The organism is Streptomyces pratensis, assembly GCF_016804005.1.
Lineage (GTDB): Bacteria > Actinomycetota > Actinomycetes > Streptomycetales > Streptomycetaceae > Streptomyces > Streptomyces pratensis_A.
The window spans coordinates 5,416,930-5,442,390 of sequence record NZ_CP051486.1 but is presented as its reverse complement, the minus strand read 5'-3'; the positions used below and the strand labels follow the sequence as shown (position 1 = coordinate 5,442,390).

Genomic DNA, 25,461 nt, shown 5'->3' with positions numbered 1-25,461 from the left:
CCGACCAAGGCGCTGTTTCGTCCTGCCCCGATTCCTCATGGAAGAGCCGCCATGAATCGTCGTACGTTTCTCTCAGCCGCCGTCCTCACCGCTCTGGCCTCCGGCATCGCACCAGCCGCCGCAGCGCTCCGTCGTACCGCGGGTGGCGCCCCCGACAGCAGGGCCGTCGCCCTCCTGGCCAGGATGACCGCCGCACAGAAAGAGGCCCTCGTCCGCTGCGACTTCGCAGCCCTGAGCTCCCTCGGCATACCTGCCCTGACCATGGTGGACGCCTCAGCCGGCCTGCGCGGGGAAACCGGCGTCACGGCCTTCCCCGTCCCCCTCGCGCAAGCCGCTACATTCGATGCCGGCCTCGTTGGCCGGCTCGGCCATGCGCTGGGCGCCGAAGGACGGTCCAAGGGTTACAACAACCTTCTCGGCCCCACCGTGGACACCGCCCGCACTTGGCACTTCGGCCGGCAGGCCGAGAGCATGGGGGAGGACCCGCTACTGTCCGGCATCCTCGGCGCTGCGCTCACCCGGCGCATCCAGGAACAGCATGTCGTCGCCACCGTCAAGCACTTCAGCGCCTACACCCAGGAAGTCAACCGCTTCTTCGTCGACGCGCAGATCTCCGACCGGGCACTGCACGAGATCTACCACGCCGCCTTCGAACGCATCATCGACGCCGTACCCGTCACCTCGGTGATGATGGCCTACCCCAAGATCAACGGGACGTTCGCCACTCAGAGCCCCGCGCTGTTCAACGACCTCAAGAAGACCATCGGTCTGGAGGGTTACACCGTCCCCGACTTCTGGGCCGGCGACGACCCCGTGGGAGCCGTGAAGGCAGGCATGGACCTCGGCGGACTTGGCCCCGGGGGCGTGAAGATACCTGTCGGCGGCCTCACCGACGGCAGCGTCCCCGCGGCCCGCCTGGACGACGCCGCTCTGCGCATCCTCAACACCATGTATGCCAACGGCCTGTTCGACCACCCCGTACCGGCGCCTGCCGCGAACGTCAGTACGCAGGCACACAAGGACCTCGCCCAAGAACTCGCCGTCAACTCCACGGTCTTGCTCACCAACCGCAGCCAAGCCCTCCCACTGACCTCCACCATCAAGTCGCTCGCGGTGATCGGCCCGGCCGAGAACACAGCCCTGACAGGAGTCTCCGGCTCCACCTACGTCGACCCCGGCACCTGGACCACCCCGCTGGAGGCCATCAAGGACCGGGCCGGTACCGGGGTCACCGTCACCTACCGCCAGGGAACCGTCGGGGACATCCCCCTCACCGCCGTCCCGGCGACGGTACTGCGCACAGCCTCCGGCGCGGCGGGGCTGACCGGCAGCTTCTACGCCGCGGCCCAACCGTCCGGTACTCCCGTCGCCACAAAGGTCAGCGCCGGTATCGACTTCACGAGTGCGCCCGTGGCCGGTCTGCCCGCCGTGTGGTCGGCCCGCTGGAGCGGCACCCTCACGCCGGCCACCACGGGCCCGCACCGTTTCTCGCTGCTGCCCTCAGGCACCACCAAGCTCGTCATCAACGGCAAGACGGTCATCTCCGGCACCCGTCACAGCCGCCGGTTCTTCCTCGGGCCGTACGACTATCCGCTCCAGGGCACCATCGACCTCACGGCAGGGAAGGCGGTGAGCATCAGCGTCGAGTACAGCAACAGCACCGCCGACACCGGTACCTGCGGCCTCACCCTCGGCTGGCAGCCGAGGTCCCTCATACCCGACGCGGTCGCCGCGGCACGGACCAGCGACGCCGCCGTCGTCATCGTCAACCGGGTCGCGGGCGAGGACATGGACCACGGCTCCCTCGACCTGCCGGGCGACCAGGACGAACTCATCGCCGGCATCGCAGCAGCCAACTCCCGCACCATCGTCGTCCTGAACACCGACGGCCCCGTCGCCATGCCATGGATCAACGATGTCGAAGCGGTCGTCCAGCTCTGGTACGCCGGACGCGCCACGGGCACCGCACTGGCAGCCGTCCTCTTCGGAGACGCAGACCCTTCAGGCCGTCTTCCGGTCACCTTCCCCGTCACAGCGTCCCAGGGACCCGGGGCCACACAGGCCGCCTACCCGGGCAATGGCCCCACGGTCTCCCACAGCGAGGGTCACCTGGTCGGCTACCGCTACTACGACGCGAAGAACCAGAGCCCGCTGTTCCCCTTCGGACACGGCCTGTCCTACACCACCTTCAACCTTGGCTCCCTCGAAACGTCCTACAACACAGCGACCAAGACGCTGACAGCAGCCGTCACCCTCACCAACTCCGGATCCCGCGAAGGTACCGAAGTCGTACAGCTCTATGCGGCCCTGCCTGCCGGCGCCCAGGCCGAGCCACGGCGACTGATCGGCTTCCGCAAGGTCACGCTCGCCCCCGGGGCGAGCACCCGGATCACCTTCAGCGTTTCTGCCCGCGACCTGTCGGTGTGGACTGCCGGCGCCTGGAAACTCACCCCCGGCTCCTACACCGTCCACGCCGGCCGGTCCTCACGCAGCCTGCCTGTACAGCGCCTCGTCACCGTCAGCTGAGCCGAATGAACCCTGCCGGGAGCGGCAGACTCCGCAGAGACAGAAACCCGTCTGGATCTTGATGGCGGTTCCCAGGCGAGACGTCGAGGCTCATAGCGTCCATCAGCCCACCCTGATCTCCGTCGTTCGTGCTGGATGCCTGTCTCACCGGGGCTTGTGCCCTGGCGGCCGCACCCCGACCGGGTGTGCCCCGGCTGCGGCGCGTTTCCATCCGATCGGCGGCGCAGCGGCGAGGGCGGCCGCGGGTAGCGGCCCTGGCCGGGTGCAAGGGTCTCGGCTGGGATGCCCCCGGCGTTCCGGCCAAGGCCCAGGCAGACAGTCTTCCTGCCTGGCGTCTGAAAATCTGTGTTGGCTGAGGTAGACATTGAGGTGCGGGCTGGTTATGGTTTCTCTCGTATCCACGAAGGACAGAGGGGCCTGGCAGAGATGAACTGCCAGGCAGCAGTAGTCAGCAGTTGCAGTGCGCAGGTCGGTGCGGTGGTGGAGTTCCGAAGCCGGGGTTCTCGCAGGATGGCGACGGGGCTGGCGACCGGACCGGGTGGCCCGCAGTTTTCAGGGGCCGCCGTGAGCAGGACCGCAGGACATGAGCGCAGTCCGCAGTACCTCGGTAAATGGCGTGAGGCTGCGGCGCACGTACCGGGAAGTTCGGCAGTGGGGTTCCAAGCCGGAGCAGATGCAGGACGGGCGACGGGGCTGGCTGCCGAAGTGGCGCTGTGAGAGGCCACCAGGAGTACGGAAGCAGTGTGTCCAGAGGGAAAGAACGGAGGAGTTGAGCGCCATCAGGATCGCCCGGGCGGAAGTGTTGGGCCCGGGTACCGCAGGACATCGTGAGTGAGGTGGTCTCCGGTCAAGCAACCGCGATCCCCGCAACCTCCGGACCTCTTCCCGGCAGGTACGCGGAAACACAGAGCCGGCGTAGCCGATCAAGGCCGGCTGATGGTGTAGCAGTTCCTTCGGGGCCCTGGTGCCAATGGCACCAGGGCCCCTCCGACGCGTGTTCCACAGGAAGGTACAGATGACAGCAGACGACTCGTTCGGCCGGCTCGACGACGACGACTACCCCGCCTACACCATGGGCCGGGCAGCCGAGATGCTCAACACCACACAAGGGTTCCTCCGTGCCATCGGCGAAGCCCGCCTCATCACCCCCCTGCGCTCCGCGGGCGGGCATCGCCGCTACTCCCGCTACCAGCTCCGCATCGCCGCCCGCGCCCGCGAACTCGTCGACGGCGGTACCCCGATCGAGGCCGCCTGCCGCATCGTCATCCTTGAGGACCAACTCGAGGAAGCCCAGCGCATCAACGCCGAACACCACCGAGACACCAAGCCCCCCAGCACGCCTGCCTCGGCCTGAAGCCCCGCGCGTCCGGTGGGAATCCGGCAGGTGCCGAACCCGCCTGCCCGAAGTGTGCCAAAGGGCTGGTCCCTCTGTGGTTGTCACGCTCGAAAGGACGCTCTCGTCTTCGGCGTGGGTGCTCTGTCGTGCCGCTGCTTCTTCGCGCAAGACATTCATCAGCTGGTCGGGGTGGCGTCCGCGGGGCGGCTTCAACAGGGTGAGGGCTTCGGCTGCAAAGCCAGGGGCAGCTTCCCGGACGCGTACCGCCCAGCTTGTCATGTGCCCTTCGGGCTACCGTGAGCTCCAGGCCGGTCAGGCCATGATGTGTGACGGCATCCCGGGCCGCACAGCCGCAGCCCGCGAACATCGTCCGCGCTTCTGGGCTGTTGGGCAACAGGTGCGCCTTCCCTGACCCTTCGTTCTGACGGGCGACGCGCTGGTGGGCCGACCCTGCATCCGAGCGGTCGGCATCCCCGCGCTGTGAAGGTACGCATCCTCCTGCAACGCTGTGCTCGGGGCGGGCCGATATCTATGGCCACGGCGTGAGGGTTCAATGCGCCGCGCCGGGAGTGTTTTTACCGCAGCGAAGGGAGTGGAATTGTTCGCCGCACACGGACCGTTACGGCATGCTACTGTCGATCTCGGTTGCAGTTGTGGTTCCCAAAACTTCAAGCTTCTGTGTGAGTAATTTCGGCCAGTGGAAGCTTAATTGTATTTCCGGTTCTTCTCCGGGCGGGGCATCATCGCGGCGACGCGGCATCCGTACATTACGGATTCCGACGTACCTGCCCCCAAAGGAGATATGACATGGCATCAGGCACTGTGAAGTGGTTCAACGCAGCCAAGGGTTTCGGCTTCATCGAGCAGGACGGTGGCGGCGCTGACGTGTTCGCCCACTTCTCGAACATCGCCGCCCAGGGTTTCCGCGAGCTGCTCGAAGGTCAGAGAGTCACCTTCGACATCGCACCGGGCCAGAAGGGCCCGACGGCCGAGAACATTGTCCCCGCCTGACGCAGGCCCAGCTCCGGGCATTCTCCGGGAGTGGTACCACCTGCGGTGAAAACCTCTGCCCGCAGAGCCTTCTCGCTGCTCACTCCTTCCGGGTCCCACCTATCGGTGGAACTGGATACGTCGCCCACATGGTGTCACTCATTCCATGGTCTGCATCCCGCTCCGGGACCAATCGCAGGCCTCATTTGATTTCTCATTCCGCTCGGCCCGTTCTTGTGATTCCCCGCGCTGTTCCTCCGCTGCGAGAATTCCTTGATACGTGCCGTATCAAGGAAGGTTCTGAATGAACCCCACCCGTACGAACAATCGCTCTTCCCGCAGCCGTGCCGCCGACTCCGGCCGGGGCGGCAGCCGCTTCAACTCGACCGCCTCGACCCGTTCCGCTGCCCCGGCCCGTTCCGGTGGTTCGGGCCGCTCGGCTGGCAATGGGCGGCGGCCCGCCGCGGTTCAGGGCGAGTTCGCTCTGCCGGTCACGGTCACTCCCGCGCTGCCTGTCGTCGAGGCGTTCGCCGACCTCGACATGCCGGGGCAGCTGCTGGGGGCGCTGACCGCGCAGGGGGTGAGCGTCCCGTTCCCGATTCAGGGGGCGACCCTGCCCAACACCCTCGCGGGCCGCGACGCCCTGGGACGTGGGCGCACCGGCTCCGGCAAGACCCTCGCCTTCGGCCTGGCTCTGCTGGCCCGCACCGCCGGTCAGCGTGCCGAGCCCCGCCAGCCGCTGGCCCTGGTCCTCGTGCCGACGCGTGAGCTGGCCCAGCAGGTGACCGACGCCCTGGCCCCGTACGCCCGCTCGGTGAGGCTGCGCATGGCCACCGTCGTAGGCGGCATGTCGATCGGCCGGCAGGCCAACGCGCTGCGCGGTGGTGCCGAGGTCGTCGTTGCGACACCGGGCCGGCTCAAGGACCTCATCGACCGGGGTGACTGCCGACTCGACCAAGTGGCGATCACCGTGCTGGACGAGGCCGACCAGATGGCTGACATGGGCTTCATGCCCCAGGTCACAGCGCTGCTGGACCAGGTCCGCCCCGAGGGCCAGCGGATGCTGTTCTCCGCCACCCTGGACCGTAACGTCGACCGCTTGGTCCGCCGCTACCTCACCGACCCGGTCGTCCACTCCGTCGACCCCTCCGCCGGTGCGGTCACCACGATGGAGCACCACGTGCTCCACGTCCACGGCACCGACAAGCACCGCACGACCACCGAGATCGCAGCCCGCGACGGCCGGGTGATCATGTTCCTGGACACCAAGCGGGCCGTGGACAAGCTCACCGACCACCTGCTGGCCAGCGGTGTGAGGGCCGCCGCCCTGCACGGCGGGAAGGCGCAGTCGCAGCGCACCCGGACCCTCACCCAGTTCAAGACCGGGCACGTCACCGTGCTCGTGGCCACGAACGTCGCCGCCCGCGGCATCCACGTCGACAACCTCGACCTCGTCGTCAACGTCGACCCGCCGACCGACCACAAGGACTATCTCCACCGCGGCGGCCGCACCGCACGGGCCGGGGAGTCCGGCAGCGTCGTCACCCTCGTCACCCCCAACCAGCGCCGCGACATGACCCGCCTCATGGCCGCCGCAGGAATCGTGCCCCAGACCACCCAGGTCCGCTCCGGCGAAGAGGCACTCGGCCGCATCACCGGCGCCCAGGCCCCCTCCGGTATTCCTGTGACGATCACCGCGCCGGTGGTCGAGCAGCGTCGACGCAGCGCGTCCTCACGCGGCCGGCGAAGCCCCGCCTCCGCAGCCCGGCGCGTGACCGCGCATCAGTCCTCCTTCGATGCGGCTGCCTGAGAACTTCATGATCCAGAAGCTGACCCACCTGTGCAGGAGGCACCTTTTGACGCTGATCCAGATGCAGCCGGGCTCGACGGACACCACGCCCGCGGGCAGGACGGTTGCCGACGTGATGGAGACCGCCGCGCCGCAGGTCTGTAACGACATGACCGTCGAGGTGGCCCTGTCCGTCATGGCCAGTGCCCGTACCGGGCATCTGCTCGTCTGCGACGACAGCGGCCTGTGTACCGGACTGGTCACCCGGTCTCAGCTCGCAGCAGTTCGTGACGGCTCCGCGTACTCGGACAGGGTCCAGCTGCGGGACATCCTCGGCGACCGAGGGCCGTTCACCTCACCGGTGACCACCATGGCCGAAGCCGGGCACATGATGCGCCACAGCGATGTCGATGCCCTGCCTGTGGTCGACGAACACGGCAGTGCCCTGGGCGTCCTCGCCCTCGCCCGCTGAGCCGTCCCATCCGCGGCAGAACCACTTCCTCTTCGCTCTCTCCCTGTGAGGCATCATGCGCTGTGTCATCGCCCGCTTCCCGTTCGACCTGTCCAGGAGCGGCGTCCTGGAATCGATGAAGGGCATCAAGCCCGAGCAGGCATCCGGCGAGTCCGTGATCATCGGCCGACGCACCTACCCCGTCAAACAGGTCGGACAGGTCATCACGCGCCAGGACCGCCGGGACTTCAGCGCAGGAGAAGTCCTGCGGGCCATGACCCAGCTCGGCTTCACCTGCCGCGACCTGGCCCCGGCCCCCGCACCCACTCGGGTTCTCAATTCGTGGCAGCAGGCTTCCGCGACGCTCGGCGCCCCTGTGGCTGGCTGACCGACGGACAGGCGCGAACCGCCGGTAGGCAGTGGTGAGGGTCCGGCCGACGTATTCCGGCCGGGCTTTCACCGCGTATCGAGGTGTCCCGGCGCGGCAGAGGGTCAGTGGTCGGAGTAGCTGAAGTCGCCCATCGTCCAGGCACTGACGTCCTCGATCGCGACCCGGTACATCCCACCTGTCTCCGGGATCCCCACCGTGCCCTGCAGAATCCGAGCCACGTGGAAGTGCAGATGCGTAGGCGGCCCTCCCTCGGGTGCAGCGGTGGTGAACATGGAGGAAAAGTCGCTCAGGCGGGCCGAGTCCGCAAGGACCTCCGACACCCGCTGCCTCCAGACGGCTTCGGGAGCCAGCCGGCCCGTGATAACGGCACCACCGGCGACCACGGTCAGAGGCATCTGATTGCTGCGCCCGGACTCCACCAGGGCGGCAACGTCAACAAGCAGCGCGTCATGCTTCGACATGAGGCCGATTGTATTCGTCGGCCATCGGCCTGCTCTCCTGCGGTGCCGCTCCGGGCAGGACGGTGCTGGGGCCCTGTCGTTCAAGGAGCGGAACCGGCTGTGAGTGGCACGGCAGCCGAAAAATCCTCCTGCTCAGGCCGCCTGGTCAGAGGGGAGACGAGTCGGTTGCCTCCGTGTCGAGTCGGTCATCGCGCTCGGCGCATGCTCCGTTACCGGCGGATGAGTTCGGCCGGGCACCTTCAGCTTCGAGGCCTGCGGGCTCAGGGGAGGAAGAGAGGTGTGCCGTCCTACCGTCGGGGATGCTTCGGAGACGCCTGCGCCGTGGCCGGCGTCGCGGCGGGTGAAGCCGGTGCCGTACCAGTCCGGACACATCACGGTGGCGTCGTCGTGCAGGCGCCCGTCGTGGGCACGGACGACGTGCTCGATCAGGACCCGAGCGGCCTCACGCGGGTGCAGGTCCTGGGTGCTCTCGACAAGGGCCGGAAGATCGAGGTCCGCAGCACTGCGCTCCAGCATTCCGTCCCGCCTGGCCGTTTCCGGCGATGCTCACACCCCGAGGCCCCGCTCCGGGGACACCCGAGGGAGTTTTCGCAGTACGAGCACGGAAGGCTGCGACAGTGCTGAAGGTCCAGGGCTTCGGACCCACGCATCCGCGCCGTCGCTCCATGCGCTCCGGCGCGGCGTCGGGTCGCCAGGGGCGGACGAGGCTCTTCGGGCCGCACACGGTCCTGACCTCGGCTGACGTGCCCCGGCGGGCCCGGCGGCGTGAGCGCCGGGCCCGCCGGTAGGACGGTCAGCCGTACGGGTAGAAGCCCGACCCCGTCTTCCGGCCGAGGCGACCCGCGTCGACCATCCGCTGGAGCAGCGGGGGAGCGGCGTACAGCGGCTCCTTGTACTCCGCGTACATCGAGTCGGCGACCGAGGCCACGGTGTCCAGGCCGATCAGGTCGGCGAGCTTGAGGGGCCCCATCGGGTGGGCGCAGCCCATCTCCATGCCGTTGTCGATGTCCTCACGGCTGGCGATGCCCGACTCAAACATCCGGATCGCCGAGAGCAGATACGGGATCAGCAGGGCGTTGACGACGAAGCCCGACCGGTCCTGGGCGCGGATGGCGTGCTTGTCGAGCACGTTCTGCACGACGGCTTCGGCGCGCTTTATGGTCTCGTCGGACGTCGTCAGCGCGGGGATCAGCTCGACGAGCCGCTGCACCGGGGCCGGGTTGAAGAAGTGGATGCCGATGACCTGGTCCGGGCGGGAGGTCGCCACGGCCAGCTTCACCAGCGGGATGGACGAGGTGTTCGAGGCGAGGATGGCGTCCGGGCGGGTCACCACCTGATCGAGTACCTGGAAGATCTCGGTCTTGACCTGCTCGTTCTCCACGACGGCCTCGATCACGAGGTCGCGGTCGGCGAACTCGCCGAGATCGGTGGTGAAGCTGAGGCGGCCGAGGGTCTCGTCGCGCTCCTCCGCGGTGATCTTGCCGCGTTCGGCTGCCTTCGAGAGGGAGTTGTGAAGCCGGGTACGCCCTATCTCCAGGGCCTCGCCGGTGGTCTCGGCCACCATGACATCGAGGCCGCTGCGGGCGCACACCTCCGCGATGCCTGCGCCCATCTGGCCACAGCCGACCACTCCGACGCGTGCAATGTCGGCCATAGAGTCCGTCACCTCGTGCCTTTCGCTGATCTTCGTGCGGCAGTTCCCGTTTGATTCCGGTGCCCGCCTCGACCCCACGACGTTACTCCGAGATCCCGCTCCGGTGAGCCGCGGGTCGCGCGGTCCGGCGGCGGGCATGATCTGCGTCACGCACTGCTGACGTGACACACGGAAACAGAGAAGCGAAAGGTGCACAGATGCGTCGTATGGGCCGGAGGTCATTGGTGATGGGCGCGGCCGGCGTGGCGGCCGCGCTGATGACGGCGGGCGATGCCGTCGCGGCGCCACGGCCGGATTCCCCCCGGCGCCGGGGCCGCGGGGCGGGCGTCGCCGAGCTGCGCGGTGTGTGGATCGCCACGGTCGCGAACCTGGACTGGCCGTCGGCACCGGGGCTGAGCGCCGCGGCCCAGGAGGCGGAGCTGATCGCCCACCTGGACCGTGCGGTGGCACTGCGGCTGAACGCCGTGGTCCTCCAGGTCAGGCCGAGCGCCGACGCCCTGTGGCCCTCGTCCTTCGAGCCATGGGCCCAGTGCCTCACCGGCGTACAGGGCAAGGACCCGGGGTGGGACCCGCTGGGGACGGCGGTGCGCGAGGCGCACGCCCGCGGACTGGAGCTGCACGCGTGGTTCAACCCCTACCGGGTCGCGAACCACACGGACCCGTCCCGTCTCGCCGCCTCCCACCCCGCCCGGCTGCACCCGGACTGGGTACTGCCCTACGGCGGGAAGCTCTACTACAACCCGGGGCTCCCCGAGGTCAGGGAGTTCGTCCAGGACGCGATGCTCGACGCGGTGAGCCGCTACGCCGTCGACGCCGTGCACTGGGACGACTACTTCTACCCGTACCCCGTGGCAGGCCAGGTCTTCGACGACGACGCGGCGTACGAACAGTACGGCGAGGACTTCGCGGACAAGGCGGCCTGGCGTCGGGACAACACCGACCGGCTGGTGCGTGAGACGTCGGAACGGATCAAGGAGGTCAGGAGCGGCGTCCGGTTCGGGATCAGCCCCTTCGCCGTGTGGCGCAACGCGAAGACCGATCCGCTGGGTTCGGACACCGCGGCCGGTGTGCAGACGTACGACGACCTGCACGCCGACACCCGGAAATGGGTGAAGGAGGGCTGGATCGACTACATCTGCCCCCAGATCTACTGGAACATCGGCTTCTCGGCCGCCGACTACGCGAAGCTGCTGCCGTGGTGGGCGAAGACGGTCCGGGGCACCGGTGTCGGCCTCTACGTCGGGGAGGCGCTCTACAAGGCCGGTGACCCGGCCCAGGCGGCCGCCTGGCAGGACCCGGCGGAGCTCTCCCGGCACCTCGACCTCGCCGCGGGACACCCCGAGGTGGGGGGCCACGTCTACTTCTCCGCCAAGCACGTGAAGGCCGACCGCATCGGGGCCATGGCACGGGTGGTGGCCGACCACTACCAGGTCAGGACCCGCGCGCCGCACTGATCCGGGCGCCGAGGGTGCGGCCCGTGTCCGTCCCGTCCACCCCGCCGCCGTCGGCGTGCCGGCCCTGACAGCCCCGTCCGGCACCCGGACGCGTGCGCCGGGAACCACTCGTGTCCCCGGCGCACGCGCGCCCTAGCGGTTCCGGTCCTCCGGGGCGGTGTGCTGTACGACGCTGTCGGGGCCCGGGGACCTGATCGACTCGTGTCCGTCCTCGAAGAGCAGCCGGTACGGGGGACTGCCCCCGTCGCCGAGCACCTCGATGATCTCTGCGACCCGGTCGTGCTGTCCCACGGTCCTGCCGTGCGTCAGCAGCTGGTCGCCGACGTGTGCCTCCATCGGGAGTGACCTCCTCACGGGGTGGCGGTCCATGTCGACAAGTCTATGACCGGACCGGTGACTCGGCTCCCCTGCGGCGCGCACCGCGGCTCCCCGCGCGCTGGGTGACGGCGATGCACACCAGGACGGCCACGGCCGCCACCGGGGCGGCGGTGGACACCTCCTCGCCGAGTGCGAGGAACGACCAGACCAGAGTGAGCAGTGGCTGCGCCAGCTGGAGCTGGCTGGCTCGCGGGACCCCGATCTCCGCCATGCCCCGGTACCAGACGTACAGCCCCACGAAGGTGGAACCGGCGGCCACCCAGACCAGCCCCACGACCCCGCGCGCCGTGAGGTGCACCGGCTCGAAGGGCAGCGCCACGGCCGCGCCCGCCACCGCGAGCGGCAGGCAGAGCACGAGGGCCCAGCCGATCACCTGCCAGCCCGGCATCACCCGGGCCAGCCGGCCGCCCTCGGTGTACCCCGCCGCGCAGACCAGCAGCGCCCCGAACAGGTAGAGATCGCCGCCGGAGAGCTCCCCGCCGCTCTGCTGGACCGTGAACGCGATCACCACCGCCGCCCCGGCGAGCGCGGCGACCCAGAAGGCGCGCGGCGGACGCGAGCCGGTGCGCAGGGCCGAGAGGAGCGCGGTCGTCAGCGGCAGCAGCCCCACCACGACGGCCGCGTGCGAGCTCGTGGAGGTCTGCAGGGCCAGCGAGGTCAGCAGGGGGAATCCCACCACGACGCCACCCGCGACGACCGCGAGACCGGCCCAGTGGCGGCGCGCGGGCACCGGGACCCGGCCGGCGAGTAGCGCGCACCCTGCGATCAGCGCCGCGAGCACGCTGCGCAGCGCGACCAGGGACCAGGGGCCGAAGCTCTCCAGGCCCCACACGGTGGAGGGGAAGGTCAGCGAGAAGGCGAGGACGCCGAGCCCGGCGAGCACGACTCCGCTCCCGGGTCCGCGGCGAACGAGGGGTGCGGCATCCACTGCTATCGTCATCGCGCCGGTAGCGCTATTCTCTGCTCTCATGCATGAGCGTAGCAGCGTGTCCGAACTGGTCAATTCCCTCAAGGGTGAGCTCGACCGCTACTCGCCAGGTGGGAAGCTGCCGTCCAGTCGGGCCCTCGTCGAGCGGTTCAAGGTCAGTCCGGTGACCGTCTCCCGCGCCGTCGCGCAGCTCGCCGCGGAAGGGCTGGTCGTCACCCGCCCCGGCTCCGGGGCCTTCCGGGCCGAGAACCGCGCCCCGGTGCCCGCGCCGGGAGACACCTCCTGGCAGGAGGTCTCACTCAGCGGGGACGCCGGACCCGAGGTCGTGCCGCGCACCGTCGACGCCTCGGGTGTCCTCGTCACCCTCGCCGCACCGCCGCCCGGGGTGATCGAGTTCAACGGCGGCTACCTCCACCCCGGCCTCCAGCCCGAGCGGGCCCTGGCCGCCGCCCTGGCCAGGGCCGGCCGCCGGCCGGGGGCGTGGGGCAGACCGCCCACCGACGGGCTGGCCGAGCTGCGCGCCTGGTTCGCCCGGGAGATCGGCGGCACGCTCACGGAGTCCGACGTCCTGATCACGGCGGGAGGACAGAGCGCCCTGGCCACCGCTCTGCGGGCGCTCGCCCCGCCGGGAGCCCCCGTTCTCGTCGAGTCCCCGACCTACCCGGGAATGCTGGCCGCAGCCCGTGCCACGGGTCTGCGACCGGTCCCCGTGCCGATGGACGCCGACGGGGTGCGGCCCGATCTGCTGGAAGCCGCGTTCCGCGCCACCGGGGCGAGGGTCTTCGTCTGCCAGCCCCTCTTCCAGAACCCGACGGGCGTGATCCTCGCGCCGGAGCGGCGCGAACGGATCGTGCGGGCCGCCCGGGAGGCGGGTGCCTTCGTCGTCGAGGACGACTTCGCCCGCCGCCTCGTCCACGCGGACGCCGGTCCGCTGCCCGAGCCCCTCGCGGCCCACGACCCTGACGGTGTCGTCGTGCACGCGCGCTCACTCACCAAGATCACGTCGCCCAGCCTCCGCGTCGGCGCGCTGGCCGCCCGCGGACCCGTGCTGGAGCGGCTGCGCGCCATCCAGGTCGTCGACAGCTTCTTCGTGCCGCGACCGATCCAGGAGGCCGCGCTCGAACTCGTGGGCTCCCCGGCGTGGGAGCGTCATCTCCGCACCGTCGCCGCCGAACTCGGAAGCCGTCGCACCGCGATGACGGCGGCGGTGCGCGCCCGGCTGCCCGAACTCGCCCTGCCGCACGTGCCGTCCGGCGGAGGCAGTATCTGGCTCAGGCTCCCGGGCCCGGGAGCCGGCGAGCCTGCCCTGGTCGCCGCCGCCCTGCGGGCCGGCGTCGCCGTCGCGCCCGGCCGTCCGTACCACTGCGCCGAACCGCCCGCCGGGCACGTCAGGCTGAGCTTCGCGGCCGTCTCCGGCGGCGCCGAGATCGCGGAGGGGGTGCGCAGACTGCGCATCGCGGTCGACGAGCTGTCGGCGCCTGGCGATAGCCTCCCCGGGTGAACGACGAAGAGACAACCGGACAGCGCTACGAGATCTCCGACGACCCCGCGCGGCTCGACACCGCGCGCGTCCACCACTGGCTGTCGACGGACGCCTACTGGGCCCTGGGGCGCACCAGGGAACACCAGGAGCGGATGATCGCGGGCTCACTCAACTTCGGCGCCTACGACCGGGCTTCGGGTGAGCAGACCGGCTACGCCCGTGTGATCACCGACCGCGCTTCCTTCGCGTGGATATGCGATGTGTACGTCGACCCGGCGGCCCGCGGCCACGGCCTCGGCAGGCGGCTCGTCGCCACCGTCCGGGACGAGCTGGCACCGCTGGGCGTGCGCAGGTTCCTGCTCGCAACCAAGGACGCCCACGGGGTGTACGCGAAGCTCGGATTCACCCCGCTCGACGAACCGGACATGTGGATGGCCCTCCAGACGGGCTGAGGCCCCTGCGGCGGACGGGGCGGGGCGGCCCTCTCGAACGGGGCGGGGCGGCCCTCTTGACCGGCACGACGCCTGGCCTCACGATCCTGCGCATGAGTGTTCGGGTGTCCCTGGTCACTGCAGCACGCGGTTCCGCCCTCCTCTCCGAGCGTTTCGACGACGACCGGCCGCTCGACCACGCCGGCTGGCGTGAGGTCCAGCTCGCCGCCCACGCGCTGGTGCGGCTCGGCACCGCCGAGCTCCGCTACTGCTCGCCCACCCCGCGCAGCCGCGCCACGGGCGACGCCCTCGGCTTCGCGCCTCTCGTCCAGCCCGCGCTGCGCGACTGCGACATGGGTCGCTGGCGTGGCCTGACCCTGCCCGAAGTGGCCGCCCGGGAGCCGGCCGGGGTCGACGCCTGGCTCGCGGACCCCCGCTCCGCCCCGCACGGCGGCGAATCCCTGCTCACCTTCATATCCCGGGTGGGGGGCTGGCTCGACACCCGTCCGGTCCGCGAAGGCGCCCTCGTCGCCGTCGCGGAACCCGCCGTCGTGCGCGCGGTCCTCGTGTACGCCATCAAGGCACCGCCGTCGACGTACTGGAACATCGACGTCCGCCCGCTCTCCGCCGTGACCATCACCGGACTCCCCGGCCGCTGGAGCCTCAGCCTCGAAGCCTTTCCGCACTGAACGGATCACCCGGTCGAACGAACGTCGCGTACAGCACCTTCCCGCCGGTCCGACCAGTCGGTATGGTGCGTGGCACCTGGGGCCTCCCGTCCGGATCGGAGAGCGAGGTCCGGCACCGCACCATCGCGGCGCCGTCGTCGGTCCTCCCCGAGCTCTCGGCCTCGTTCGAGGAGGGGAGGTCCCCGACCGCCCCGCGTCGACTCCTCCTCCGTCCTGCGGAGTTCCCGCACAGCCCGACCGGAGTGGGAGGTGCCTCCACCGCCGGACCCCGCTCCCTGATCCAGCCTGCTCCGAGCGAAAGACCCCGACCGAGGAGAGAGACCCGTGCCGCAGATCCAAGGCCACTGTGACGACCGGTTCGCGGCGGTGCGCGACGCGTTCGCGGCGAACTTCGCCGAGCGCGACGAGCTGGGCGCCGCGGTCACCGTGCTGCTCGACGGCCACCCGGTGGCGGACCTCTGGGGCGGCTGGGCCGACGGGAGCCGGACCCGCCCGTGGGAGCGGGACACCGTGGTCAACGTCTGGTCCACGACCAAGGGCCCGACCGCACTCTGCGCCCACGTCCTCGTCGACCGCGGCCTGCTGGACCTGGACGCCCCGGTGGCCAGGTACTGGCCCGAATTCGCCGCGGCCGGCAAGGACTCCGTACGCGTACGCCATCTGCTGTCGCACCGGTCGGGGGTCGCGGGCCTGCGCGATCCGCACACCCTGGCCGAGCTCTACGACTGGGAGCTGACCACGGCCCGGCTCGCGGCCACCGAGCCCTGGTGGGAGCCCGGCACCCGCTCCGGCTACCACGCGATCTCGTACGGTTTCCTCGTGGGCGAGGTCGTCCGCCGGATCACCGGACTGCTGCCCGGGGAGTTCCTGCGGCAGGAGATCACCGGACCGCTCGGCATCGACTTCACCGTGGGCTTCCCGGAGAAGGACGCGGGCCGGGTCGCCGAGCTGGTCCAGCCGAAAGCCGTCTCCCGCGAACAGGCCGCGCTCTTCGCCGCCATGGAGCCGCTGGCCATCGCCTCCCTGCTCAACCCCGGCACGGGCACGGCCGCCGCCAACACCCCCGAATGGCGTGCCGCAGAGATCCCCGCCGCCAACGGCCACGGCACCGCCCGCGCGGTCGCCGCCCTCTACGGCATCCTCGCCGGCCGGGGCAGCCTCGACGGCCACCGGATCCTGTCGGAGGAGGCGGCCGAGCGGGTCCGCGAGGGCCAGGGCAGTTGCCGGGACCTGGTGCTGGGAGCGGGCTTCGCCCACGAGACCGAGCTGGGTCTCGGCCTCTGGCTGAGCGGCCCGAACGCCTCGTACGGCCCCAACCCGCGTGCCGTCGGACACGACGGTGCGGGCGGATCATGCGGTCTCGCCGACCCGGAGTCCGGGATCGCGCTCGGCTACGTAATGAACCGCATGGGCCCGAACATCGCCGACGACCCGCGCAAGATGGCGCTGATCGACGCGGTGTACGGCGCCCTGTGAGCGGCCGTCAGTAGCCGGCCGGGCGCACCAGCCCCGACTCGTACGCGTACACCGCGGCCTGGGTCCGGTCGCGGAGGCCCAGCTTCACGAGGATCCGGCTCACATGGGTCTTCACGGTCTGCTCCGCGACCACCAGGTGCACCGCGATCTCCGCGTTCGACATGCCCTGCGCGACGAGCGTGAGCACCTCCGTCTCACGTTCTGTCAGCTCGCCGACCCGCTCCCTGCCGGGAGCGCGCGGCCCCGCGCTCACCCGGGAGAACTCGGCGATCAGACGCTTGGTGATGTTGGGGGCCAGCAGCGCGTCACCGGCCGCCACCACCCTCACCGCCTGGGCGAGTTCGGCGGCTGAGGCGTCCTTCAGCAGGAAGCCGGAGGCGCCCGAGCGCAGCGCCTCGTACACGTACTCGTCGAGGTCGAAGGTGGTCAGGACGAGGACTCGGGCGGTCGCGCCGGGCGCCTCGGTGATGCGGCGCGTGGCGTCGATGCCGCCGAGACGGGGCATCCGTATGTCCATCAGGACCACGTCGGGGGCGAGTTCGGCCGCCTTCTCCAACGCGTCCAGACCGTCCACCGCCTGACCGACGACCTCGATCCCGGCCTCGGCGTTCAGCAGCACCGTGAAGCCCTGGCGGACCATCATCTGGTCGTCGGCGATCAGCACGCGGATGGTCATGAGGGGTCCTCCAGGGGGAGCGTCGCCACTACTTCGTAACCCCCGCCGGGGGCGGGGCCGTGGGTGAGGTCGCCGCCGAGCATGGCTGCGCGCTCGCGCATGCCGAGCAGCCCGTGCCCTCCGCCGGCCGCGCGCCTCACGGGTGACTCCGGGGCGGTGTTGGTGACCCGGACCGTGACGGCGGAGGAGTGGTAACCGACATCCACCCGGGCACGCGCCCCCGGAGCGTGCCGCAGCACGTTGCTGAGGGCCTCCTGCACGATGCGGAAGGCCGACAGCTCCACCCCCGGCGGGAGCGGCCTGCGCCTGCCGGTGATCTCCGTCGCGACGGTGACGCCCGCGCTCCGGACCTTGCCGACCAGTTCGTCCAAGCGGTCCAGGGTGGGCTGCGGGGCGTGCCGCAGCCCGTCCGCCACCGCGTCCTCCGAGCGCAGCACCCCGAGCACCCGGCGCAGCTCGGCCAGCGCCTCCACCGCGTTCTCCCGTATGCCGGCGAGGTTCTCCCTGAGCTCCTCCGACGGATTCTCGACCAGGTGCGGGGCGACCTGGGCCTGGATGGAGATCACCGACATGTGATGAGCCACCACGTCGTGCAGCTCGCGGGCGATCCGGTTGCGCTCCTCCAGGAGGGTGCGGCGGGACCGTTCCTCCTCCGTGAGCTCCGACTGTTCGACCAGCTCCGTGCGGGCCACGCGCAGGGCGCGCAGGGCGGCAGCGATCACCACGGCCGTGACGAAGACCAGCGCTGCGACGCCCAGGGAGTAGTGGTGGAACCTGGTGGTGAAGCCTGCCACCAGCCCCGCCAGCAGGCTCAGTGCGAGCGCGAGACCCGCCCGGCGGGGATGAACCCGGAGCGTCAGCAGGAACAACGCACCGCCCTGCAGCGCCATCTCGGGACCGGTCCACGGGAACAGCTCGCCGGGCGTCATCGCGGACGCCGTGATCCGCACGCTGACGACCATCAGGACCAGCGAGGCCCACCACGCGTACAGGGGCTGCCACATCCCGGTGAGCAATGCCAGCGCCTGGCCCACGACGAGAAGCACCGCGTACGCGGGCACGGCGGCTCCGTGCGGGACCAGGTCGGGCACGTGCCAGACTGCGACGAGTGGCACCCCCAGCGTCAGCAGCATCCCGAACACGGGCCGCCAGACCGGCGATCCGGGCGCACCCACGGGCGGTATCGGATCGACCGGAGCCGTCCACAGATCCTCGCGCAGCATGCGCGGCAGCCCGCGCAGCGCCGTGATGATCCGCCCCCCGGCCCCCGTCATGCCAATCACCTTAGACACGGCGCGCCTCCGGTGTCCGGGCAGGGGCACCCGACCTCACGACGGTCGAACTGCCGCCGCCCCGGCGCTCGTACGCCCCGAACGCGGCCCGGAAGACCAGCAGCACCAGGGCGAACACCGGCAGCCAGCCCAGCCGGGCGAGCACCCAGCCCGGGCCGTCGGGGACGGTGTGCAGGCCGGGCAGCGGGCCGCCCAGGAACAGGACGGTCGACGTGACCACGATCATCGCGGTCTGGTGCCACAGGAACACGGTCATCGCGGACAGGTTCAGCAGGGCCACCACCGCCCACACCGCGGGCCGCGCGAGCGCCCGCCGCAGCCGTCCGAGCAGCAGCAGCGCCGCCCCGCACTGGGCGAGTCCGAAGGTGACGGCGGCGAGCGTCGGCGGGTCGAGGTTGGAGAGGGTGCCGCCCGGCACCCCGACCATGGACGCGGGGTAGCCGGCGAACAGCACCAGCCCCGCCGTGGCCACCGCACCCCCGGCCAGCAGGACCCACCCGGTGCGCCGGCCGCTCAGCCCGCCCCGTGCCCAGGCCGCACCCAGGCAGTAGGGGACCAGCCAGCCCGCGGCCACGTTGATACAGCCCAGCGCGGCAGGCCCGTCGAGCCCCAGCCGGAACAGGTCGACGTGCAGGACGACGGTGAACGGCCACAGCGGATGCAGCCGGGCCACCAGCGGGGTCGCCGCGGTCAGCGCCGCGAACACCAGCAGGAACCACAGGGGCGACCACACCAGCTTGCCCAGCGTGCGAACCGTCCCCTCGTCCACCCCCGAGACCAGCATCACGCCGGCCGCCACGGCCCAGACGGCGGACACGACGGCGACCGGCCGGAACAGGCGCCCCGTCCGGACCCGCAGCCAGCGCCCGTAGGACTCACCCCTCGCCCGGGCGGAGGCGTAACCCTTCGCGTTCACCTGGCCACCCACCAGGAAGAAGACCGCGAGCGTCTGGAACACCCAGGAGACGGGAGCGAGCCCGGGCATGTGCCGGAGGGGGCTCGCGCCGTGCACCGTGCCGCTGTCGGCGACCAGCGCGGTCACCAGCCAATGGCCGCACACCACGCCCAGGATGGCGAAGGCGCGCAGGGCGTCGACCGCGCGGTCGCGGTCCCGGGGCGTCGCCGAATCGATCCGCCGTACGAGGTCCCGTACACCGCCGTGCCGCACGCGATCACGCATGACGGCCCCCGGCCGTTCCCTCGACGATCCCGGCGATGCCGCGCAGCGAGACGGACCCGGGTCTCAGGTAGTCGCTGTGCCCGGCGTCGCCCGCGTCGAACACCTCGGCGCCGAACTCCGGCGACACCGGGTCCGTCCCGAACCCGACCGTGACGAACGGCAGCGGGAGAGACACGTGCGGGACCCGGGCGATCCAGTCGTCCCCTCCCAGGCCCGCCCGCACCGTGGCCCGGGCGTCCAGGGCGGCGGCGCTCCCGGCTCCGGTCCCGGGACTTCCGTAGAGCACGATGTCCGCCACATCGAGCTCGGACGCGGCCCGGGCGCAGACCACGGAACCGTAGGAGTGGCAGAGGAGGGAGAGCCGGGCGGCGGGCACGGCCACGGTCAGCTCGCGTACGAACGCCCTCAGCCGGGGCGCCGCTTCGTCGGCCCGCCCCGCCGTCAGGGACGAGGGGCCCAAAAGGTCAGGGGTCCGGTAGCCGAGCCAGGTGACGACGGCCGAACCGCTCCCCAGCTCGCCCAGGAGCGCCTCGGCGCCACGCCGTAGACGCCCGTAGTGATCGAGGTCGACGCCGGCCCCCGGCACCAGTACGGCGATGCGCTCCGCCCGGGACAGCTCCCCGAAGACCTCCACGCCGCGGCCACCGTCGCGCCCGTCGAACATCAGGAAGGTGCGTCCAGGGCCCGCCATGGCCGTGAGCGCGGATGCCCGTCGCCGGTCGCCGTGCCGGGCGGCCATGTCCCGGGCGGCCCGTATCTCCTGCCGGCCGGCCGCGTACCTGGCGGCCAGCACCGTGGGTTCCGCCCCGCCCAGCGGCGCGAGGGCGGCCGGTGCGGGCGCCGGGACGGCTCCGGGGCGGGCCGCCCCCGACACCGGGAGCGCCACCGACGCGGTGACGAGTGCGGCGAGCAGGGCGCGCCGCGCGCGGCCGCTCCGTGGGCGGGTCGCCATGGGGGAGTCCTTCCGTACCGGATGCTTCTCGTTGAATCCGGTACCGAAGTTATGGACCGACCCGACTGGTCGGCGTCCCGCTCAGGAGTGCACCTGGCACGTAGCTCCGAAGTACTACGGGTACGTGCCTGACACCGCTACGGCCGGCGGCGGGGCTTTCCGCGCTTCGCCGCGCCGCCCTTTGAATTCTTGGCGCCGCCCTTCGGGTTCTTGGCGCCGCCGGAGCCGCCGGAGCCGCCCCGGGACGTCCTGCCCGCCGCCGGCTTGCGCGGGGCACCGCTCTTCTTCTCGCCGCGCCCGGCCTTCGGCTGCGGCGGCGTCGGGGCGCGGCCGCGGGTGCTGTTGACGGTCCGCCCGCGGACGATCCCGATGAACTCCTCCACCAGGTCGGTGGTCTTCTCCTCCGGCCACGACAGGGCGATGCGCGACTCGGGGGCGCCGGTCAGCGGCCGGTAGGTGAGGTCCTTGCGGTGGTGCAGCCGGGCCAGTGACTGCGGGACGACGAGCAGCCCCACGCCCGCCGCCACCAGCTCGACGGCGTCCGCCGTCGAGGCGGGCCGCTCGAACGCGGGCCGGCCGGGCGGGCGCTCCCAGCCGAGGGTGTCGTCGAGGGGGTGAAGCACGATCTCCTCTGCCAGGTCCTCGGCGGACACCTCCTCGACGGCCGTCGCCGCGTGATCCTTGGGAATGACGACCACGGTCGTCTCGGCGTAGAGGGGGATGGCGCTGAGGTCCGTGCGGTCGATGGGCAGCCGCACGAAGCCGGCGTCGGCGCCGCCGTCGCGAAGGAGGCCGGCCGCCTCAGCGGCGGGCACACCGACGAGGGTCAGGGGGGTGCCGGGAAGCCGCTCGTTCCAGATCCGGACCCACTTGGTCGGGGTCACGCCCGGGACGTAGGCGAGCCGGAACGCGGGGGGTACTTCCGAGCCTGTCACCCCGCCAGGTTACCGGCCGTGGTCGGAGGTGGTTCACATGCTCGATACCCTGGACACCATGACGTCGCACCAGACCACCCAGACGATGAAGCCCGCCACCGCGGCGAAGAAGCTGGGTGTGTACCTCGAAGCCACCCCCGCCGAGTTCCAGGAGGGCGTCGTCTCACGCGCCGAGCTGAACGCGCTGCAGTCCGACCCGCCCCAGTGGCTGCAGGAGCTGCGGCGCAACGGCCCGCACCCCCGGCCGGTGGTCGCCTCGAAGCTGGGCGTCTCCATCGCCGGTCTCGCGCGCGGCGGGGTCACGGAGGCCCTCACCACCGAGCAGATCGACGCCCTGAAGCAGGACAGCCCCGAGTGGCTGCGGAAGGAGCGCGCCACTCAGGCGGAGGTCCGCGAGGAGGCGGTCCGCATCAAGGAGCGCAACGCGGCCCGCTCCGAGCAGGCCGGCCGCGACTGAAGTGCCCCGTCGGCGACGACCTGTTCGTCGCCGCGGCACGCGTCACGGTCCGTGAGGGCCACCAGGAGATCCTCACCGCGCCGGAAGCCCGATGCGGCCTGCGTACGCCGTTCGACGAGCTGGTCGGACGTGTCCTCGCGTCCCCCGGCCCTACCGACCTGATGCGCGTGTCCCGGCGGTGTACGGGCCGGCGGAGCGGGACGTTCCACGGCGCGTTGCGGGCTACGGACGGATCGGGCTACGGACGCATCGGGCCCGGGTGACAGGAGCTCCGGGACGGCCCCCCGGGCGCCGGAAGCGGTCCGGCGGTACGAGTGGCGCCTGCGGGACAGGGCCGCACAGGACCGCCGACCGCCGGTCCGTTCCCGGTCTACTCCTCCCCCGTGTAGAAGGCGATCGTCGCCACCGTCGTCGCTGTCACCGTCTCCGGATCCGCTCCGGAGACGGCGAACGCACGGCCCCACTCCTCGCCCGAACGTGACACGAAGGCCTTGGCCTCGGGGGAGGTCTGCCAGTCCTCGGCCTCCTCAGGGCTGATCCCGTCGCCCGCCAGGTGCCATCCGAGCCCCAGGAGGGCCAGGTCCCAGCCGATCCCGACCGCTCCCGGCCCGTACTGACTCCGGAACTCCTCCGGCACCACGGACGTGTGCTCCAGCTCGAACACCGTCCTGTCACCGCCCTCGGGCCTGAGACGCACCTCGACCTCGCTGAAGCCGGGGTCCGGTCCGAACAGCCACGACACACGGAGCCGCTCCCCGGGTACGCACTCAAGGATCTCGCCGCCGGCGTTCCCCTCCAGCTGGTAGCTTCCGCCGGCCCGGAGGTCACCGGTCACCGGGAGGAACCACCGGGCGATCCGCTCCGGCGAGGTGACCGCTCCCCATACATCGGCGGTTCCGGCGTCGAAGGTGCGTCGCAGCAGCACCGTGCCGGCCTCGTCCGAGGCCACACGGCGTGTGCCCACCTCCCGGTGCACACGGCTGATCTCGTCGACGATCTCGCCCATGGCCGCTCATCTCCCCTCTGCGTGTCCGCGCTCGCGCCGCGCTCCGGCGGCCTCCAGGCCATATAACCGAAGTTCAGCCGCACCCGCCTCAGCAGGCGCGGGGCGCCACCCGGCCCCGGCGGGCCGGAGCGCCCGGGGGACGGGCAGGGCGGAGCGGGCGCGGGACCGGTGCGGCCGAGCGCTCCCGCCCGGCCGGTCGCAGGAGGTGATGGGAGGCCAGGCCTCCGAAGCGGGGCCGCCCTGTCCTCCGGTCAGCCGGTGGCGAGCAGTTCGAGCGTGTCGATCACGCGGTTCGAGAAGCCCCACTCGTTGTCGTACCAGGCGACCACCTTGACGTGACGGCCGTCGACGCGGGTGAGGGCCGAGTCGAAGATCGACGAGGCCGGATTGCCCGTGATGTCGGACGACACGAGCGGGTCGTCCGAATACTCGAGGATGCCGGCGAGCGGCCCCTCCGCCGCGGTGCGGTACGCCGCCAGCACGTCCTCGCGCGTCACGTCGCGGGCGACGGTCGTGTTGAGTTCGACGATCGACCCCACCGGAACCGGGACACGGATCGAGTCGCCCGACAGCCTGCCGTCGAGGTTCGGCAGCACGAGGCCGATCGCCTTGGCGGCTCCCGTGGTGGTCGGCACGATGTTCACGGCGGCGGCGCGGGCACGGCGGGCGTCGCGGTGCGGACCGTCCTGGAGGTTCTGCTCCTGTGTGTAGGCGTGCACCGTCGTCATGAAGCCGTGCTCGATGCCGGCGAGATCGTCGAGCACCGCGGCCAGCGGCGCGAGCGCGTTCGTCGTGCACGAGGCGTTCGAGACGATCGTGTGCACCGCCGGGTCGTACGCGTCGGTGTTGACGCCGAACGCGAGCGTGACGTCGGCGCCGTCCGCCGGCGCGCTGATGAGGACCCGCTTCGCGCCCGCGTCGATGTGGGCGCGGGCGGCCTTGGCGGACGTGAAGCGGCCTGTCGCCTCGAGCACGATGTCGACGCCGAGCCCGGCCCACGGCAGCTGTGCCGGTTCACGCTCGGCAAGCACGGTGATGCGACGGCCGTCGACGACGAGGGCGTCTCCGTCGACCTTCACAGGGCGGCCGAGCCGGCCCGCCGTCGTGTCGTAGGAGAGGAGCCGCGCGAGGGTGGCGGGCTCCGTGAGGTCGTTGACGGCGACGACCTCCAGATCGCTGTCGCGTTCGAGCAGCGCGCGCAGCACATTGCGTCCGATGCGGCCGAATCCGTTGATGGCGATGCGAGTCATGAGTGATGTCCCTTCTGGTTCGCCATCAGGTTCGCGCGCGGTGCCCGCCGGTGACAGCGGCGTGATCGCCACGGTCCGAAAGGATCGCGCCACGTGCCGGTGGGGGGCTACTCGCCCTCGGCGAAGGTGCGCCGGTACTCGCTCGGCGTGGTGCCGAGGACGCGATGGAAGTGCAGCCGCAGATTCGTACCGGTGCCGAGACCGACGTCCGCGGCGATCTGCTCGACGCTCCGCTGCGAACGCTCCAGCAGTTCGCGGGCCACGTCGACGCGGGCGCGCATGACCCACTGCATCGGCGTGTACCCCGTGTCCTCGACGAAGCGTCGCGAGAGCGTGCGGGGTGACACCGTCGCGTGCCTTGCGAGCGCTTCGAGCGTGAGGGCCTCGCCGAGCCGGCGCAGCGCCCACTCCCGGGTGGCGGCGAACCGCTCCCCGAGCGGCTCGGGCACACTGCGCGGCACGTACTGCGCCTGACCGCCGCTGCGGTAGGGGGCCGCCACCAGGCGTCTGGCCGCGTGGTTCGACGCGGCCACCCCGAGATCCCCGCGCAGGATGTGCAGGCACAGGTCGATGCCCGAGGCGGCGCCGGCCGACGTCAGCACGCTGCCCTCGTCGACGAACAGCACGTTCTCGTCGACCTGGACGAGCGGATGCCTCGCCGCGAGCGCCCGCGTGTAATGCCAGTGTGTAGTGGCGCGTTTGCCGTCGAGCAGGCCCGTGGCGGCGAGCGCGAAGGCGCCCGTCGAGATGGCGGCGAGCCGCGCGCCCCGGTCGTGGGCGCCGATCAGCGCGTCGACGACGGCCTGCGGCGGGTCGCCGCGGTCCGGGAACCTGTAGCCGGGCACGAAGACGATGTCGGCCCACTCGAGCGCGTGGAGGTCGTGGGCGACGTGGTACGACAGACCGTCACCGCCGGTCACGGGACCGGATTCCGCGCCGCACACCCGCACCTCGTACGGCATGCTCGCACGGGTCGTGAACACCTGCGCGGGGATACCGACGTCGAGTGGCTTCGCGCCTTCGAGGACGAGGACGGCGACGTGATGCGGGGAAGGGCCGGGCACGGGGAAGAGGGTACGGGGGTGCGGGGGGAGAATCGGCCTGGTTCCGCGAGCCGGGCAGGTTCGACGCGGGTCCCGGCTCACCCGACGGCCCGGTTCGACCGCTCACGGGCCACCTCGAGAACCCGGGCACACCGGCGGTGGGACCGAGACGGCTTCCGTGAAGTCTTTGCATAAAACTGCATTACTGCGTATAGTCATGCCATCGATGAGGA

The 25,461-nt window shown here is 71.2% G+C and carries 24 protein-coding genes; 12 read left to right on the top strand and 12 right to left on the bottom strand.

Going from position 1 to position 25,461, the window contains the following annotated elements; translation table 11 throughout:
* The first annotated feature begins 51 nt into the window (after positions 1–51).
* The 6 genes from HED23_RS22245 (at position 52) to HED23_RS22220 (ending at position 7,480) form a co-directional block, all read left to right on the top strand.
* The gene (locus HED23_RS22245; protein ID WP_203185141.1) at positions 52–2,526 is read left to right on the top strand and encodes a glycoside hydrolase family 3 protein; all 2,475 of its coding nucleotides are present in this window, start codon (positions 52–54) and stop codon (positions 2,524–2,526) included.
* 1,015 nt (positions 2,527–3,541) lie between these two features.
* Positions 3,542–3,880 (top strand): MerR family transcriptional regulator, encoded by a 339-nt coding sequence (locus HED23_RS22240; RefSeq protein ID WP_203185140.1) that lies wholly within the window; start codon positions 3,542–3,544, stop codon positions 3,878–3,880.
* Positions 3,881–4,669: 789 nt separating this feature from the next.
* Complete coding sequence (locus HED23_RS22235) at positions 4,670–4,873, top strand: cold-shock protein (protein WP_203185139.1); 204 nt, start codon at positions 4,670–4,672, stop codon at positions 4,871–4,873.
* A gap of 283 nt (positions 4,874–5,156) precedes the next feature.
* Positions 5,157–6,662 carry a DEAD/DEAH box helicase gene (locus HED23_RS22230; RefSeq protein WP_203185138.1) on the top strand — a complete coding sequence of 502 codons (1,506 nt, stop codon included), beginning with the start codon at positions 5,157–5,159 and terminating at the stop codon, positions 6,660–6,662.
* 46 nt (positions 6,663–6,708) lie between these two features.
* Positions 6,709–7,113 (top strand): CBS domain-containing protein, encoded by a 405-nt coding sequence (locus HED23_RS22225; RefSeq protein ID WP_238442076.1) that lies wholly within the window; start codon positions 6,709–6,711, stop codon positions 7,111–7,113.
* A 55-nt stretch (positions 7,114–7,168) separates the two neighbouring features.
* Positions 7,169–7,480: an SCO5918 family protein gene (locus tag HED23_RS22220; RefSeq protein WP_203185137.1), complete on the top strand. Its 312-nt coding sequence runs from the start codon at positions 7,169–7,171 to the stop codon at positions 7,478–7,480.
* 104 nt (positions 7,481–7,584) lie between these two features.
* On the opposite strand, the gene HED23_RS22215 is transcribed toward HED23_RS22220, so the two are convergent.
* Together HED23_RS22215 and HED23_RS22210 are read right to left on the bottom strand one after the other, a co-directional pair.
* Complete coding sequence (locus HED23_RS22215) at positions 7,585–7,944, bottom strand: hypothetical protein (RefSeq protein WP_203185136.1); 360 nt, start codon at positions 7,942–7,944, stop codon at positions 7,585–7,587.
* A 793-nt stretch (positions 7,945–8,737) separates the two neighbouring features.
* On the bottom strand, positions 8,738–9,598 hold the full coding sequence (locus HED23_RS22210; protein ID WP_203185135.1) for a 3-hydroxybutyryl-CoA dehydrogenase: 861 nt from the start codon (positions 9,596–9,598) through the stop codon (positions 8,738–8,740).
* Between the two features lie 197 nt (positions 9,599–9,795).
* Between HED23_RS22210 and HED23_RS22205 the strand changes: the two genes are divergently transcribed.
* Positions 9,796–11,052, top strand: coding sequence for a glycoside hydrolase family 10 protein (locus tag HED23_RS22205; protein WP_203185134.1), 1,257 nt, complete (start codon positions 9,796–9,798; stop codon positions 11,050–11,052).
* 132 nt (positions 11,053–11,184) lie between these two features.
* On the opposite strand, the gene HED23_RS22200 is transcribed toward HED23_RS22205, so the two are convergent.
* Both HED23_RS22200 and HED23_RS22195 read right to left on the bottom strand, forming a co-directional pair.
* The gene (locus tag HED23_RS22200) at positions 11,185–11,388 is read right to left on the bottom strand and encodes a DUF1918 domain-containing protein (protein WP_203185133.1); all 204 of its coding nucleotides are present in this window, start codon (positions 11,386–11,388) and stop codon (positions 11,185–11,187) included.
* Positions 11,389–11,431: 43 nt separating this feature from the next.
* Positions 11,432–12,400 carry a DMT family transporter gene (locus tag HED23_RS22195; protein WP_203185132.1) on the bottom strand — a complete coding sequence of 323 codons (969 nt, stop codon included), beginning with the start codon at positions 12,398–12,400 and terminating at the stop codon, positions 11,432–11,434.
* On the opposite strand from HED23_RS22195, the gene HED23_RS22190 reads away from it, so the two are divergent.
* The 4 genes from HED23_RS22190 (at position 12,399) to HED23_RS22175 (ending at position 16,437) form a co-directional block, all read left to right on the top strand.
* Positions 12,399–13,859 carry a PLP-dependent aminotransferase family protein gene (locus HED23_RS22190; RefSeq protein ID WP_203185131.1) on the top strand — a complete coding sequence of 487 codons (1,461 nt, stop codon included), beginning with the start codon at positions 12,399–12,401 and terminating at the stop codon, positions 13,857–13,859. The two genes, HED23_RS22195 and HED23_RS22190, sit on opposite strands and share 2 nt — an antisense overlap.
* Entirely contained in the window at positions 13,856–14,293 is a 438-nt protein-coding gene (locus HED23_RS22185; protein WP_203185130.1) for a GNAT family N-acetyltransferase, read from the top strand. Before HED23_RS22190 ends, HED23_RS22185 begins: the two co-directional genes overlap by 4 nt.
* 92 nt (positions 14,294–14,385) lie before the next feature.
* Positions 14,386–14,961, top strand: a complete 576-nt coding sequence (locus HED23_RS22180; RefSeq protein ID WP_203185129.1) for a histidine phosphatase family protein — start codon at positions 14,386–14,388, stop codon at positions 14,959–14,961.
* 324 nt (positions 14,962–15,285) lie between these two features.
* Complete coding sequence (locus tag HED23_RS22175) at positions 15,286–16,437, top strand: serine hydrolase domain-containing protein (RefSeq protein ID WP_203185128.1); 1,152 nt, start codon at positions 15,286–15,288, stop codon at positions 16,435–16,437.
* Positions 16,438–16,444: 7 nt separating this feature from the next.
* On the opposite strand, the gene HED23_RS22170 is transcribed toward HED23_RS22175, so the two are convergent.
* From HED23_RS22170 to HED23_RS22150, 5 genes are all read right to left on the bottom strand, one after another.
* Complete coding sequence (locus HED23_RS22170) at positions 16,445–17,113, bottom strand: response regulator (protein WP_203185127.1); 669 nt, start codon at positions 17,111–17,113, stop codon at positions 16,445–16,447.
* Positions 17,110–18,387, bottom strand: a complete 1,278-nt coding sequence (locus tag HED23_RS22165) for a sensor histidine kinase (RefSeq protein ID WP_203185126.1) — start codon at positions 18,385–18,387, stop codon at positions 17,110–17,112. Before HED23_RS22165 ends, HED23_RS22170 begins: the two co-directional genes overlap by 4 nt.
* 10 nt (positions 18,388–18,397) lie before the next feature.
* Positions 18,398–19,585, bottom strand: a complete 1,188-nt coding sequence (locus HED23_RS22160) for an acyltransferase family protein (RefSeq protein ID WP_203185125.1) — start codon at positions 19,583–19,585, stop codon at positions 18,398–18,400.
* Positions 19,578–20,537 (bottom strand): alpha/beta hydrolase, encoded by a 960-nt coding sequence (locus tag HED23_RS22155; RefSeq protein WP_203185124.1) that lies wholly within the window; start codon positions 20,535–20,537, stop codon positions 19,578–19,580. Before HED23_RS22155 ends, HED23_RS22160 begins: the two co-directional genes overlap by 8 nt.
* 137 nt (positions 20,538–20,674) lie before the next feature.
* The gene (locus tag HED23_RS22150) at positions 20,675–21,472 is read right to left on the bottom strand and encodes a LysR family substrate-binding domain-containing protein (protein ID WP_203185123.1); all 798 of its coding nucleotides are present in this window, start codon (positions 21,470–21,472) and stop codon (positions 20,675–20,677) included.
* 37 nt (positions 21,473–21,509) lie between these two features.
* On the opposite strand from HED23_RS22150, the gene HED23_RS22145 reads away from it, so the two are divergent.
* Positions 21,510–21,929: a DUF5997 family protein gene (locus HED23_RS22145; RefSeq protein ID WP_203185122.1), complete on the top strand. Its 420-nt coding sequence runs from the start codon at positions 21,510–21,512 to the stop codon at positions 21,927–21,929.
* 370 nt (positions 21,930–22,299) lie between these two features.
* Here HED23_RS22145 and HED23_RS22140 read toward each other — a convergent pair whose 3' ends face one another.
* The 3 genes from HED23_RS22140 to HED23_RS22130 all read right to left on the bottom strand — a co-directional run bounded on the left by HED23_RS22140 (position 22,300) and on the right by HED23_RS22130 (position 25,249).
* Complete coding sequence (locus HED23_RS22140; RefSeq protein WP_203185121.1) at positions 22,300–22,935, bottom strand: SRPBCC family protein; 636 nt, start codon at positions 22,933–22,935, stop codon at positions 22,300–22,302.
* Between the two features lie 251 nt (positions 22,936–23,186).
* Positions 23,187–24,185 (bottom strand): type I glyceraldehyde-3-phosphate dehydrogenase, encoded by a 999-nt coding sequence (gene gap, locus HED23_RS22135; RefSeq protein WP_203185120.1) that lies wholly within the window; start codon positions 24,183–24,185, stop codon positions 23,187–23,189.
* Positions 24,186–24,292: 107 nt separating this feature from the next.
* Positions 24,293–25,249 (bottom strand): GlxA family transcriptional regulator, encoded by a 957-nt coding sequence (locus tag HED23_RS22130; protein ID WP_203185119.1) that lies wholly within the window; start codon positions 25,247–25,249, stop codon positions 24,293–24,295.
* Between the last annotated feature and the right edge of the window lie 212 nt (positions 25,250–25,461).

Coding starts and splice junctions, on each gene's coding strand:
- HED23_RS22170 (WP_203185127.1), bottom strand. CDS start 17,113: ATGACCATCCGCGTGCTGATCGCCGACGACCAGATGATGGTCCGCCAG.
- HED23_RS22210 (WP_203185135.1), bottom strand. CDS start 9,598: ATGGCCGACATTGCACGCGTCGGAGTGGTCGGCTGTGGCCAGATGGGC.
- HED23_RS22240 (WP_203185140.1), top strand. CDS start 3,542: ATGACAGCAGACGACTCGTTCGGCCGGCTCGACGACGACGACTACCCC.
- HED23_RS22140 (WP_203185121.1), bottom strand. CDS start 22,935: ATGGGCGAGATCGTCGACGAGATCAGCCGTGTGCACCGGGAGGTGGGC.
- HED23_RS22200 (WP_203185133.1), bottom strand. CDS start 11,388: ATGGAGGCACACGTCGGCGACCAGCTGCTGACGCACGGCAGGACCGTG.
- HED23_RS22230 (WP_203185138.1), top strand. CDS start 5,157: ATGAACCCCACCCGTACGAACAATCGCTCTTCCCGCAGCCGTGCCGCC.
- HED23_RS22220 (WP_203185137.1), top strand. CDS start 7,169: ATGCGCTGTGTCATCGCCCGCTTCCCGTTCGACCTGTCCAGGAGCGGC.
- HED23_RS22155 (WP_203185124.1), bottom strand. CDS start 20,537: ATGGCGACCCGCCCACGGAGCGGCCGCGCGCGGCGCGCCCTGCTCGCC.
- HED23_RS22195 (WP_203185132.1), bottom strand. CDS start 12,400: ATGAGAGCAGAGAATAGCGCTACCGGCGCGATGACGATAGCAGTGGAT.
- HED23_RS22180 (WP_203185129.1), top strand. CDS start 14,386: ATGAGTGTTCGGGTGTCCCTGGTCACTGCAGCACGCGGTTCCGCCCTC.
- HED23_RS22190 (WP_203185131.1), top strand. CDS start 12,399: ATGCATGAGCGTAGCAGCGTGTCCGAACTGGTCAATTCCCTCAAGGGT.
- HED23_RS22145 (WP_203185122.1), top strand. CDS start 21,510: ATGCTCGATACCCTGGACACCATGACGTCGCACCAGACCACCCAGACG.
- HED23_RS22160 (WP_203185125.1), bottom strand. CDS start 19,585: ATGCGTGATCGCGTGCGGCACGGCGGTGTACGGGACCTCGTACGGCGG.
- HED23_RS22235 (WP_203185139.1), top strand. CDS start 4,670: ATGGCATCAGGCACTGTGAAGTGGTTCAACGCAGCCAAGGGTTTCGGC.
- gap (WP_203185120.1), bottom strand. CDS start 24,185: ATGACTCGCATCGCCATCAACGGATTCGGCCGCATCGGACGCAATGTG.
- HED23_RS22245 (WP_203185141.1), top strand. CDS start 52: ATGAATCGTCGTACGTTTCTCTCAGCCGCCGTCCTCACCGCTCTGGCC.
- HED23_RS22215 (WP_203185136.1), bottom strand. CDS start 7,944: ATGTCGAAGCATGACGCGCTGCTTGTTGACGTTGCCGCCCTGGTGGAG.
- HED23_RS22165 (WP_203185126.1), bottom strand. CDS start 18,387: ATGACGGGGGCCGGGGGGCGGATCATCACGGCGCTGCGCGGGCTGCCG.
- HED23_RS22205 (WP_203185134.1), top strand. CDS start 9,796: ATGCGTCGTATGGGCCGGAGGTCATTGGTGATGGGCGCGGCCGGCGTG.